This is a genomic window from Paenibacillus sp. FSL E2-0177, from assembly GCF_037992975.1.
Classification (GTDB): domain Bacteria; phylum Bacillota; class Bacilli; order Paenibacillales; family Paenibacillaceae; genus Paenibacillus_AQ; species Paenibacillus_AQ odorifer.
This window is the reverse complement of the sequence record NZ_CP150307.1, coordinates 6,643,352-6,655,897: the sequence shown is the minus strand read 5'-3', so window position 1 is coordinate 6,655,897 and position 12,546 is coordinate 6,643,352. Positions and strand designations below refer to the sequence as shown.

General features: G+C 47.4%; 13 protein-coding genes. 9 read left to right on the top strand and 4 right to left on the bottom strand.

Going from position 1 to position 12,546, the window contains the following annotated elements; translation table 11 throughout:
- Window positions 1–79: 79 nt before the first annotated feature.
- The gene (locus MHI25_RS29605; RefSeq protein WP_080742656.1) at window positions 80–1,186 is read right to left on the bottom strand and encodes an FUSC family protein; all 1,107 of its coding nucleotides are present in this window, start codon (window positions 1,184–1,186) and stop codon (window positions 80–82) included.
- 303 nt (window positions 1,187–1,489) lie between these two features.
- Between MHI25_RS29605 and MHI25_RS29600 the strand changes: the two genes are divergently transcribed.
- The 6 genes from MHI25_RS29600 (at window position 1,490) to MHI25_RS29575 (ending at window position 7,499) form a co-directional block, all read left to right on the top strand.
- Window positions 1,490–2,599 (top strand): ABC transporter ATP-binding protein, encoded by a 1,110-nt coding sequence (locus MHI25_RS29600; RefSeq protein WP_036682445.1) that lies wholly within the window; start codon window positions 1,490–1,492, stop codon window positions 2,597–2,599.
- Complete coding sequence (locus MHI25_RS29595) at window positions 2,589–3,401, top strand: ABC transporter permease (protein ID WP_036682096.1); 813 nt, start codon at window positions 2,589–2,591, stop codon at window positions 3,399–3,401. The genes MHI25_RS29600 and MHI25_RS29595 overlap by 11 nt, the downstream gene beginning before the upstream one ends.
- Window positions 3,391–4,224: an ABC transporter permease gene (locus MHI25_RS29590; RefSeq protein WP_076099717.1), complete on the top strand. Its 834-nt coding sequence runs from the start codon at window positions 3,391–3,393 to the stop codon at window positions 4,222–4,224. The genes MHI25_RS29595 and MHI25_RS29590 overlap by 11 nt, the downstream gene beginning before the upstream one ends.
- Complete coding sequence (locus MHI25_RS29585) at window positions 4,221–5,294, top strand: ABC transporter substrate-binding protein (protein ID WP_076181956.1); 1,074 nt, start codon at window positions 4,221–4,223, stop codon at window positions 5,292–5,294. The genes MHI25_RS29590 and MHI25_RS29585 overlap by 4 nt, the downstream gene beginning before the upstream one ends.
- Window positions 5,295–5,463: 169 nt before the next feature.
- Window positions 5,464–6,138, top strand: coding sequence for a response regulator transcription factor (locus MHI25_RS29580; RefSeq protein WP_038573732.1), 675 nt, complete (start codon window positions 5,464–5,466; stop codon window positions 6,136–6,138).
- A complete protein-coding gene (locus tag MHI25_RS29575; RefSeq protein WP_076181958.1) occupies window positions 6,135–7,499 on the top strand; it encodes a HAMP domain-containing sensor histidine kinase in 1,365 nt (454 codons plus the stop codon). Before MHI25_RS29580 ends, MHI25_RS29575 begins: the two co-directional genes overlap by 4 nt.
- Before the next feature lie 206 nt (window positions 7,500–7,705).
- On the opposite strand, the gene MHI25_RS29570 is transcribed toward MHI25_RS29575, so the two are convergent.
- The 3 genes from MHI25_RS29570 to MHI25_RS29560 form a co-directional block, all read right to left on the bottom strand.
- Window positions 7,706–8,527, bottom strand: coding sequence for a class I SAM-dependent methyltransferase (locus tag MHI25_RS29570; protein ID WP_076181960.1), 822 nt, complete (start codon window positions 8,525–8,527; stop codon window positions 7,706–7,708).
- A gap of 157 nt (window positions 8,528–8,684) precedes the next feature.
- Entirely contained in the window at window positions 8,685–9,536 is an 852-nt protein-coding gene (locus MHI25_RS29565; RefSeq protein ID WP_076181962.1) for a 1,4-dihydroxy-6-naphthoate synthase, read from the bottom strand.
- Entirely contained in the window at window positions 9,536–10,231 is a 696-nt protein-coding gene (locus MHI25_RS29560; protein WP_081383981.1) for a futalosine hydrolase, read from the bottom strand. The genes MHI25_RS29565 and MHI25_RS29560 overlap by 1 nt, the downstream gene beginning before the upstream one ends.
- A 281-nt stretch (window positions 10,232–10,512) precedes the next feature.
- Here MHI25_RS29560 and MHI25_RS29555 point away from each other — a divergent pair, with 281 nt between their 5' ends.
- The 3 genes from MHI25_RS29555 (at window position 10,513) to MHI25_RS29545 (ending at window position 12,545) form a co-directional block, all read left to right on the top strand.
- Entirely contained in the window at window positions 10,513–10,983 is a 471-nt protein-coding gene (locus tag MHI25_RS29555; RefSeq protein WP_312149354.1) for a MarR family transcriptional regulator, read from the top strand.
- Between the two features lie 196 nt (window positions 10,984–11,179).
- On the top strand, window positions 11,180–12,028 hold the full coding sequence (locus MHI25_RS29550) for a neutral zinc metallopeptidase (protein WP_038573724.1): 849 nt from the start codon (window positions 11,180–11,182) through the stop codon (window positions 12,026–12,028).
- A 115-nt stretch (window positions 12,029–12,143) separates the two neighbouring features.
- Window positions 12,144–12,545, top strand: coding sequence for a DoxX family protein (locus MHI25_RS29545; RefSeq protein ID WP_036682076.1), 402 nt, complete (start codon window positions 12,144–12,146; stop codon window positions 12,543–12,545).
- The last annotated feature ends 1 nt before the right edge of the window (window position 12,546 follow it).

Sequence of the window (12,546 nt, the reverse complement as noted above, 5' to 3'; positions counted from 1 at the left end):
GGATGGTTGTAGTAACCAATCGTGCTAAAGGGCATTATGTCTAATAGGGATTGAACATAAAAAAAGGACACTCCCAAGCTTAGAGCTTCTGGGAGAGTCCTTTTTTAATTAAGCGTATAGCGCGTGTGATTTCAGCTGTTGAAGGCCGAGCTGCAACTACGTAAGTAGCAGAACTAGCACGTTCCACTTCCTCTAGTACCCGGTTTAAGTGACTGAAGAGCGCTCCTAGATCACGAACAGATGACAGTGAGCACCGTCCTTGCAGTTCAGAGAAGCTGGCCGCCTGCAAGTCGCGGGCACGATGCAGACAATCTGTAAGTGAACGTTGGCATTCAGCCTTGGATAAGGTCTTGGTACCATAAACAGCTATACAATCGGCTGTTGCCTCCAGCACTTCCAGCATCCAGTCAGAATTGGCATGATGTGCCGGCAGCAAGCAAATATCGTCGGCAATTTCTTTAACATAGGAATGAATGGTCTTTAGATGTGCCGTGGCTTGTATAAGTCCCTTTAGATCACCACGACACTGATAGTGAGCAATGGTATAGAACATTTCCTTCTGTTGCTGATTGCTGGCAGACAGCAGTTTACCTGCTTGCTCCAGCATATTATTATCCTTTGATGAATCTCTTCTTATGCCTACGAGACCTTTTAAAGCATCCGAAAGTAGAAGGCTTCCATCGAGTGCCAATGCTTTTACCTTGACGAACCTGTTCGGTGGAACGATAATCATATTGATGATTAAGGCAATGAGCACACCAATAAAGGTTTCGGCGACTCTCCACAGCACGTAATCATTGTGATAAAAGGTAAGGGCCAGAACCGAGGTTACCCCCACCTGCGAAACCGCTTGGATATTCATCCGACAGGCTGTGGCAATTCCAATCCCGATGAGCAGAATTAGCAGAATGGAAAATGCACCTACATCGAAGAATTGGCCTACAATCAGGCTGACGATTCCGCCGATAATAATGCCGATCAGGCGGTAGATTCCTTTTTCAAGTGAAGCCTTCACACTGGCTTGAGTAATTAGAATGGCTGCAAGCGGTGCAAAGTATAAATATTGGTCACCATATAAACTGTGTACGGCTACCCAGGATAGTGATGCGGCAAGCGTAATTCGTATCATGTAAAGCGAGAATCCATATTTTTCAAGGCGGTCTAATAACCCCTCGTTCATTATCATTCATCTTCTTTCGCAAAAATAAGAAAACCACACTGGCTTTTCAGTTCGTTTTCATTATAGCACCTCAAAAAGGGCAGGGAAGACTGGACTTTTTACAAACTTGTTAAGTTTATGCTTAGCATTTAACAATGTAAGCTATCGCATATAATGGTACAATCTAATATGCTATATCTATTGGAGCGTCGAAGGAGAGGGAAAATTGTCGCTTATTAGCGCTGAGCATACTCATTTCGATTGTTCTCCGCAAGATGCGGGTAAAATAGTATTGTATTACTAAGGTAAGGGAGGTTGTTAGCTATAGCTATTCAGGAAGGTACCATTATTTCATTTGAAGAAGTTACTAAGCAATATGACGACGAAGATCCGGTGTTAAAAGGAGTCAGCTTTGAGATAGAGCGCGGCAAATTCTATACACTACTTGGTCCATCTGGCTGTGGTAAAACGACTATTCTTCGATTGATCGCCGGGTTCGCTGAGCCAACGAGCGGTTCTATTTATTTAAATGGAAAAGTAATTAACCACATTCCCGCCAATGAGCGGCAGGTCAATACGGTATTTCAGGATTACGCATTGTTTCCACACCTGAACGTATTCGAGAATGTGGCTTTCGGACTGCGCATTAAGAAGCTTAAGAAGGATGTTATCACGAAGAAGGTGCAGGAAGCGCTAAGCTTCGTTAACCTTGTGGGTTATGAGCAGCGTGCGATTAACGAAATGTCCGGCGGTCAGCGCCAGCGGGTTGCCATTGCCCGGGCGATTGTGAATGAGCCACAGGTTCTACTGCTGGACGAGCCTCTATCGGCGCTAGATCTCAAGCTGCGCACGGAGATGCAGTACATACTGCGGGAAATGCAGCAGCGGTTAGGCATTACCTTCATTTTTGTAACTCATGACCAAGAAGAGGCACTCGCGATGTCCGACTGGATTTTTGTCATGAATAAAGGAAAAATCGAGCAAAGCGGCACCCCTAACGATATTTATGATGAGCCGATTAACCGTTTTGTGGCGGATTTTATTGGCGAATCGAACATTGTGCCGGGAGTTATGATCGAGGATTATCTGGTGGAGTTTAACGGCCGCCGCTTCGAATGTTTCGATGCCGGGCTGAAACCGAATGAATCCGTAGAGATTGTTATTCGTCCTGAGGATTTGGAAATTTCTACGCTGGAACAGGGTAAACTACGTGTGCGGGTTGATTCCCAGCTATTCCGGGGCGTGCATTATGAAATCAGCTGTTATGATGAATCCGGGCATGAATGGCTTGTACATTCTACACGTAAGGCGACTGTAGGCAGTGAAATTGGCCTTTATTTTGATCCGGAAGCGATTCATGTTATGCGTTTCGGTGAAACGGAGGAAGAATTCGACAGACGTCTGGAAGCTTATGGCGAGGTGGAGAGTCATGAAGAATAAGGGCAAATCGTACTATCTCATCCCTTATTACCTCTGGATCGCATTGTTTGTAATTGCACCGGTAGTGCTTGTCATCTATTATTCGTTATTTGATTTGGATGGCCATATTACTCTGGATAATTACGTCAGTTTCTTCACCCCTGTATATTTAAAAATGACGCTGACCTCGTTCTGGTACGCGTTTCTGATTACAGCATTCTCATTGCTGGTTGCCTATCCGGCGGCTTATCTGCTGACGAGAACCAAACATAAGCAGCTGTGGTTATTGCTGATTATTTTGCCGACATGGATTAATTTGCTGCTAAAAACCTACGCTTTTATAGGGATATTCGGTACATTTGGTCCGATCAATAATTTCTTTGATCTGCTTGGAATCGGAGAACAGCAAATTCTGTTTACGGGCTTCAGTTTTGTATTTGTATCTGTCTATATTTTTATTCCGTTTATGATCCTGCCGATATACAGCGCTTTGGAGGATTTGAATTTATCCTTGCTGGATGCGGCACGTGATTTAGGGGCTTCGGGCTGGACCACGTTTAGACGTGTTATTTTTCCGCTGACCATTTCGGGAGTACGCTCAGGCTGTATGGCAGTATTCATACCTGCGCTGTCCCTGTTTATGATCACCCGTCTGATTGCAGGCAACAGGGTCATTACGCTGGGCACCGCAATCGAGCAGCATTTCCTGGTCACTCAGGACTGGGGCATGGGTTCTACAGTTGCAGTGTTTCTGATTGCCATTATGGCGCTGTTTATGATTATCACAGGCGGATCGCGGAAAGGGGCGCGGAATGAGAAATAAAAATGGATTCTCTAACCTCTACCTAGTTCTGGTGTTCATTGTTCTGTATGCACCTATCTTCTATTTAATGTACTATTCGTTCAACAGTGGGGGGACGATGCATAAGTTCGAGGGCTTCACGCTGGATTACTACCGTGAGGTGGTCCAAGATAAGCGCCTGATCATCATCGTAATCAATACGCTTGTGATCGCGCTGCTATCCTCGGCTATTGCAACCCTTATCGCTATTATTGGTGCGCTGGCCATTAAAAGTGTGCAGAATCGCCGCGCCAAGAACACCTTGCTGTCTCTGAATAACGTGCTGATCGTCAGTCCAGATGTCATTATTGGTGCTTCGTTCCTTATCCTGTTCACCATTGCTGGCATCAAGCTGGGTTTCGCGTCTGTTCTGCTCTCACACGTTGCATTCAGCGTACCGATTGCCGTATTGATGATTTTGCCGCATCTACAGGAAATGAGCCCTACATTAACGGATGCAGCCCGTGATCTTGGGGCAAGCCGTAAGGATGTGCTGACTAAAGTAATTTTGCCGATTATTAAACCAGGGATATTCAGCGGATTTTTTATGGCGCTTACGTATTCACTGGATGACTTTGCGGTTACGTTCTTCGTAACAGGCAACGGTTATTCGACGTTATCGGTTGAGATATACTCTAGAGCCCGGCAAGGGGTGTCGCTATCGATTAATGCGCTGTCGACAATGATCTTCCTGTTCACCATTCTGCTTGTGGTTGGTTATTACTTCCTGACCCTTAAGAAAAATCGCCATAACACAGCAGAAGCTGTGGCGGAGCCTGTTGCAGAAGCGGGGGTGCCTAGATGAAACAGCTGATAAATGCTTTTCTGGCGATCCTTATCACGGCATTTGCGCTCATGTACTTGGGATCTTGGATGAATTCGAGAGAGGGATATTCGGGTGGAAACACACTGACTATCTATAACTGGGGCGACTATGTCGATCCGGATCTATTGAAGGAATTTGAAAAAGAGACCGGCTTAACAGTCATTTATCAAACCTTCGATTCCAATGAAGCTATGTTGACCAAGGTTGAGCAGGGCGGAACTACCTTTGATGTTGTAATCCCTTCGGATTATGCCATTGCTAAGATGAAAGAAGAAGATCTGCTCATCCCGCTGGATCATAGCAAGATTTCGAATCTAAAGAATATTGATTCACGCTTTATGGACCTCTCGTTTGATCCGGGTAACAAATATTCTGTACCTTATTTCTGGGGGACCGTCGGGATTATTTTCAATCCGGAAATGACCAAGGGCATGGACTTCACCAGCTGGGATTCTCTCTGGGACAGCAGACTGCATAATAACATCTTCCTGGTAGACGGAGCCCGTGAAGTGATGGGCATGGCCTTGAACAGCCTGCATTATTCCGTTAATGACAAGGATGAGGCACATCTGCAGGAAGCACTGACTAAGCTCAACAAGTTGTCTCCTAACGTGAAGGCGATTGTCGGTGATGAGATCAAGATGCTGCTGGCAAATGAAGAAGCTTCGGTTGGGATTGTCTGGTCCGGCGATGCTTCCGAGATCATGGACGAGAATGATAAGCTGGATTATGTAGTGCCGGAAGAAGGCTCGAACAAATGGTTTGATAACATGGTTATTCCTCGGACAGCGAAAAATGTGGATGGAGCGCATCAGTTCATCAACTTCATGCTCCGCCCAGACGTTGCTGCTAAGAATGCAGAATATGTAGGTTATTCCACGCCTAACATTCCTGCACTGGAGCTGCTTCCTGAGGAAACTTCTGAGGATACCCGTTTCTATCCACCAGCCGAAATTACGGACCGGCTTGAAGTATACGATAACCTTGGCAAACGGATGCTTGCTCATTATAATGAGCTGTTCCTAATGTTTAAGATGAATAAGAAGTAAGCTGACTAAAGCTAAAGCGAAACGACATTAAGAGCGTCTACATACGGGTAACCGTGTTAGACGCTCTTTTTCGGTTTGATCATCGTGTAGTCTCAAGACAACAGACAGTTTAGCCGAAAGTATAATATAGTATAATAGTAAGAATGGACAACAGGAAAAGAGGAAACGAATGCCTACTATACTGGTTGCTGACGACGATGCGAACATTCGCGAACTTGTCTGTTTATTTCTCCGCAACGACGGATTCGAAACAGTTGAAGCTGTGGATGGCAAGGAAGCGCTCGCCGTATATGCTGGAACACATGTCGATCTTGTCGTGCTGGATATTATGATGCCAAATATGGATGGTTGGATGCTTTGTAAGGAGCTCCGCAGAGCTAATCCTGATCTTCCATTACTTATATTGACTGCCAGAGGCGAAACCTGGGAGAAAGTGAAGGGCTTCGAATTAGGCACGGACGATTATTTAACTAAACCGTTCGATCCGTTAGAGCTGACGGTTCGTGTTAGGTCATTGCTGAAACGATATCGGATTGGCTCCACGCAGATGATCCAAATTGGCAATGTCATCCTTGATCGGCAGACCTATAAGGTGATGAAAGGTACGGAGTCATTTCCCTTACCCCTTAAGGAGTTCGAGTTGCTGTACAAGCTTGCTGGAACCCCTGGACAAGTATATACGCGCGAGCAGTTGATCGATCAAATTTGGGGAATTGATTATGCTGGAGATGATCGGACGATTGACGTGCATATCAAACGCCTGCGTGAACGGTTTGCGACTACTCCTGATTTTCGTATTGAGACGGTGCGTGGACTTGGCTACAGGCTTGAGGTGCATGAATGATCAGATCTATATATACACGCGTTGTTCTGACCTTCCTAGCCTCCGTAATCGGGGGCACAATCATTGCTTTGTTTGTGGCAACTTGGGTATTTGAAGACAAACTGAAAGAGAACATGCGAATTCCCTTATTGCATTTTGGACAGGATATAGTCAAAATTTACGAAACCTTTCCATTACGTGAAGCCAACTCTTTCGTAAGTGGGATGAAGCAGCTTGATTCCTACTATATCCGAATATTCGATGAAGCGGGTAAATTCCAATCTTACGGACTTAATGGGCACAAGCCGGTCCCTGTAACTATGGAAGAAATAAAAAAAGTTCTCGCAGGAGAAGTTTATCAACCTCATAACAGGAATACTTCTGCGCTTCTCCTAGGCTTGCAGTTGAGAACGGAAGACGGCACCAAAGCGATGTTTGTGGAGACGCTTAATCCCCCTTCCGTCACTGCCAGAAGGAATTTGATATTAAATTTCTTGCTCTATTCATTGATAGCTGGAAGCCTCTTGATTCTGGTAGCTGCGATGTTCTTAGTCAGACCGATCAAGAAGCTAACCAAAGCGACTAGACGAATAGCAGCTGGTGATTTCAACGTCGAGCTGAATATTAAGCAAACCGGTGAGCTAGGTACCTTGGCTCGCAGCTTTGAAGAAATGATGCACGATCTGCAGCAGCTTGAGCAGATGCGTAAGGAGTTTGTATCTAATGTGTCGCATGAGGTCCAGTCTCCGCTCACCTCAATATCTGGTTATGCGATTGCGCTCAAGCGAGTAGATCTTGCAGAACAAGAGAGAAATCGTTATCTTGATATTATTATCGCTGAAGCAGAGCGGATGTCTAAAATGAGCGACAGCCTGCTGAAGCTGAGTTTATTAGAATCGCAGTCACAGCAGCTACGGCTAATTACATTTAACCTGGACGAACAGATAAGAAGAGTAATCGTAGCGATTCAGCCGCAATGGTCGGCTCGTAATATCAGCTTTGACCTTGATCTGAAGCCTATTATCCTACTGGCTGACTACGACCTGTTAAGTCAGGTATGGACCAATCTCCTTGGCAACAGTATCAAGTTCTCTAAGGATAACAGTGTAATTAACGTCAGCCTCAAACAAGATATCAGCAATGTGACCGTTCGGATATCAGACACTGGCATCGGGATTTCACTTGAGGATCAGCAACGTATATTCGAACGGTTCTTTAAGGCTGATCGATCCCACAGTCGTAAATATGGTGGCAGCGGGATGGGACTTGCCATTGTTAAACAGATCGTATCGCTTCATAAAGGGGATATCCGCGTGGAAAGTGAACCCGGCCAAGGAACGACCATCATCGTCACCCTGCCAATTATATCGCCGACAGAATAATCAGTTTCCAAGCGGTACCTTGCGAGAGCTTGAACGCACCCGCATTCTTCATAAAACATAAAGTGCGTAACCTGTTGCTGAAAGTATTAGGAGCAATAGTGATCGTGGAGAACCTCAGGGTTCATGGAAGAAGTTAAATAAAAAAGAAGAAAACGCTCCGAACTCCTCATATGAGGGGGCGGGGCGTTTTTGGTTGCGATCGAAGATTATTTGATGCCGATTCTCATTCGGTAGCTGATTAGAACCTCTAATGTTCTGCCTTTAAAATGCTGTTCAACTGCGGCGGTGTAATCGGCGATGTCTTGCTCAAGCAAGGTAGCGTCTAGTTTCATTACGGTTTGCACTCCCCCTTGACTTAGGGTTAAACCAATATATCGCTGGGCATCGCAGGACTCTAGGTTGTGGAATACGATTTCTCTGGCAAAAGAGAAGGCCCCACTAGCTTTGATCCGTGACAAATGACCTTCTTTGTCCCATTTATGTGCTCTCTCCTCATTAGGTAAAAGCGAAGCCAGCAATTCTTCTGTTTTGGAGATCAGCTGGTTGTATCGTTCTTCTACATTTTGCTGAAGAGATAAAGGCCAATCGCAATCGTAGGCGGCAAAGACTCCGCCTTTTTTTAAGACCCGGGAGATTTCTTGCAGTGTACTTTCAGGATCCATCCAGTGGAATGATTGCGAGCAGGTAACTATGTCTACACTATCTGATGCAAGCGGAAGCTGGTTAGAGTAGCCTTGCACAAAAGTAATTGATTGGGGTTCTTCTAATCTGCTAAGTTTATCGATTGCTTTTCCCAACATATCTGGATTGGGTTCGATACCGATTACGCGTTCTGCGACATCGTTCCAGAGAAAAGTAGACAAACCCGTACCGCAGCCTATATCTGCGACGAGTGAAGGGGTGGTACCTAGGTAATCTGTTAGCAATTTGATAATCATCTCAGGGGCTTCGGGACGGTAGCGGTCATATTCATTTTGAAAGCCCAAAAAGCGGTCGATGTTTTGTTTGCTGTTTTTTTCAGGTATCATGTGATCCTCCCTCATAGATCATGTTTATAGGTCTATTGTATAATCACTGGTTCGATAAGCCAAATAATGTCTGGCTGGAAGGCTACGTAGAATAAATAAAATCCCCGGAGAACACCTTATAGGTGTGGCCGGGGATTGTTAAACTATCTGGTAAATGCTAAAGAAGCAGTGCTGGATCGATTGCAGGCACAAGTCCTTCTGCCGCAGCACGATTAAGCAGGGCAGAGATTGCGGCATAGCCGTCATCACCCAGATTCATCGAGAAGTCATTCACGTAGAGATCGATGTGGGATTTAGCCACTTCAGGAGCCAACTCTTGAGCATGGCTAAGCACATAGTCTCTGGAATCCGTTGGATGATCCCACGCATACTGAAGAGAGCTGCGAATCCAGCTGGTGATAGCATCGGCATCTAAATCACGGCGGGCAATGATAGCGCCGAGAGGAATGGGCAGTCCGGTATCGCTTTCCCACCAGCTGCCTAGATCAGTCAGCATATTAAGACCATAAGAGGCGTAAGTGAAGCGGGCTTCGTGAATTACCAGCCCTGCATCGATATGGCCATCCCGTACGGCAGGCATAATCTCATCGAAAGGCATTACGACTATTTCGCCGATGCCTCCAGTTACATTTTGTGCTGCCCATAATCGGAAAAGCAAATAAGCCGTAGAGCGTTCGCTAGGTACAGCAATCCGGCGTCCGGCTAGCTTTTCTGGGCGTTTGACCGCATGGGGTCCACTTGCTGTAAGCAGCAGCGGGCCGCAGCCGCGTCCTAAAGCGCCGCCGCATGGCAGCAGTTTGTACCGCTCTAGAACCCAAGGCAGAGCAGCGTAGGAGATTTTGAGGACTTCTGGTCCTTCTCCGTCAGCAGCCAGCGTATTGGTAATATCAATGTCGGCATAGGTTACATTCAGCTTAGGTGCATTCGGGACAAGCCCGTGCGCCCAGGCATGAAATACAAAGGTATCGTTAGGGCAAGGGGAAAAAGCGATATTAAGCTCAGTTGTCATTACAGCACCTCCAGTAATATAGCGGCTGCCGCCGTTAATGCTTCCATTGCATCACCGATCTTCCAAGCGGCCCGGTCGCGGGGACCGACCGGGTTCGAGATGGCGCGGAGCTCCAGTACCGGGAGCCCCAGCGCCTGAGCGGCCACGGCAACTCCGTGGCCTTCCATCGCTTCCGCGACGGCATGGGGATGCCGCGCGAGATGGGCGGCGGCCGTCTCCGCGGTGCCGGTCGCCGTCGAGACCGTAAGCACGGTGCCCGTGCTTACGGGTAACCCGGCCGCAGCCAGCGCGGCCGAAACCGCTTGCACCGTGCCGCGGTCAGCCGGCACGGACACGCTGCCGAAGCCGAGCTCGGCAGCGCTGCGGAAGCCCTCCGGCGTCTCGGCCCCGAGGTCGGCGGCAATCATCTCGCTGGCTACAACCAGCGAGCCTAAAGGCGCCAGCCCCGGGAATCCGCCGCCGATCCCGACGCTCAATACGCAGCCGTAAGAACCGGCTGCGAGTGCCGCGGCGGTTCCCGCCGCCGCCGCTGCCGGCCCTGCGCCGGCAGCGATAACATGGAACCTGTCGCTGCCTTGCAGGCCGCGCAGGACCGCGTCACGCTCCGCGTCTACGGCTGTCACGATCAGCACGCGTCGTGCTCCAGCCTGCCCCTCCATAGCTTCTTCGGTAGGGGTTGGATTGAACGAACTCATCAGGTCGCCTCCTTTAGGGTATTGAAATCGCTTACTAAAGAGTCATTCGTAAAGACAAGAATACGCCCTTTTATAGGTCAGGTCAAACTTGGGGTGATTTTTATCACTCCCTGTAAAGTGTCAAAGGAAAACTTACCGGTCTCTAGACGGAAGTGACTTTTTTAGCGATGAGGTTGACAAGGAGGATGGGAAGTCGTATAGTTATCTTAAATTAAAGATACTTAACATAAAGACAAATAAATGGATTGAATACAAGTTTGATTGAAGTGGAGGTGGAATTGATGAGTGATAATCAAATAAATCTGCGTAATACAGAGAGTGCACCTGACGAAGAACAAGCCGCCTCACTGAAATTGTTCGTAGTCTTATCTAAGGCTTATAAAAGCCTAATGGATCATGCGGTGAAGGATATGAAGAGTTATGGCTTGGCTTCGGCTGAATTCATGGTGCTTGAGGTACTTTACCATAGAACGCGGATTCCGCTGCAACAGATTGGGGAGAAAATTCTCGTTACGAGCGGAAGCATTACCTATAATATCGACAAGTTGGAGAAAAAGGGACTGCTGAAACGTGTACCCTGTAGCGAGGATCGCCGCGTTACTTATGCGGAGATTACGGATGCAGGCCGTGAACTGTTTGATGAGATTTTCCCTCGTCATGTAGCCTCAATTCATGATTTGATGGGTGGATTAGATAAGGAAGAGAAAGTCCAGGCTATCGAATTAATGAAAAAGCTTGGCAAAGGTGTATAGGCGCTGCGAACATGACGAATAACTAGGCGCTTCTATAAGGTTGGAAGTAGTTCGGCTCCATCCTCATTCTCCCAACTCCAGTAAGTATAAGTGAAACCCTGCTTTTTTGGGTATATCACTAATAAGATATTTAACTTAACGAAGCCAGGTAGCCATGTACTTAAGATTACCTGATATTTCGACTGGGGGCTTGGCCATGAAATGGCAGGGAAGAAGAGGGAGTTCGAACGTGGAGGACCGCAGAGGCATGAGCGGCGGCGGCAAGATGATTGGTGGCGGGATCGGAGGAATTATCCTTGTCCTGGTCATCACGTTACTCAGTGGAGGCAATGCCGGGGATATCCTGGGAAGTTTGACTTCCACAGGCTCCAGTTCAACGGCCCCTTATGAACAGACCGCAGAGGAGCAAGAGCTTGCGGAGTTTGTATCGGTAGTTCTTGCCGACACAGAGGAGGTTTGGGGTGAGATTTTTCAGCAGCAGGGAATGACCTATACGGACCCCACCTTAGTGCTATACAGTGGGAGTGTAGACTCTGCTTGCGGAACAGCCACCTCGGCAGTTGGTCCCTTCTACTGTCCGGGTGACGCCAAACTGTATATTGATCTGAGCTTTTATGATGAGTTGCAGCAACGCTTCCACGCGCCGGGCGACTTCGCCATGGCTTATGTCATTGCCCATGAGGTTGGACATCATGTACAGACATTACTAGGCACCTCGAAACAGCTCGATTCCCTTCGCCAGACGTTGAGTGAGAAGGAGTACAACAAATATCAGGTTCGTTTTGAGCTGCAGGCTGATTATTTCGCCGGTGTCTGGGCCAATCATGCTCAGGGTATGAATCTGCTGGAGGAAGGCGACTTAGAGGAAGCTCTGGCAGCTGCAAGCGCCGTCGGCGATGATACGATTCAGAAGCAAGCTCAGGGCTATGCAGTGCCGGATAGTTTCACTCACGGTACCTCAGAGCAGAGAAAGCGCTGGTTCTACAAAGGTTTTAACTCGGGTACGATTAAGGGCGGCGATACGTTTAACGCCTCCGAGTTGTAGATAGAAGAGGGAAGAGGAGAGCAGCCCATAGGTTATTCCGGTTCGCCGGGCGCTCTTTTTTACCCAATATCTTAACATTAAGATAATTAAATCAAAGGAATAGGGGAAGGTAAAAATGATAAGTGTAGGACTGTTATTAATGAGATTGGTGATTGGGCTTGCTTTTATAGGACATGGCGCACAAAAGCTATTTGGATGGTTCGGAGGATACGGTCCGAAGGGTACGGGAGGCTGGATGGAGTCCATCGGAATCAAACCGGGTGTGACTATGGCGATTTTAGCAGGGATTATGGAGCTGGTGGGCGGATTTATGTTCGCGGCAGGACTGTTAACGCCTGTTGCAGCGGTGTTAATCGCTGCCACGATGCTGGGGGCAATCGTTAAGGTTCATGCTCCAAATGGTTTCTGGTCCACTTCGAACGGAATTGAGTTTCCACTCACGGTTTTGGTATTTGCGGTAGGTGTGGCGCTTACGGGACCAGGTTCGATTTCTCTAGATGCATTGTTTTTTAACTAAG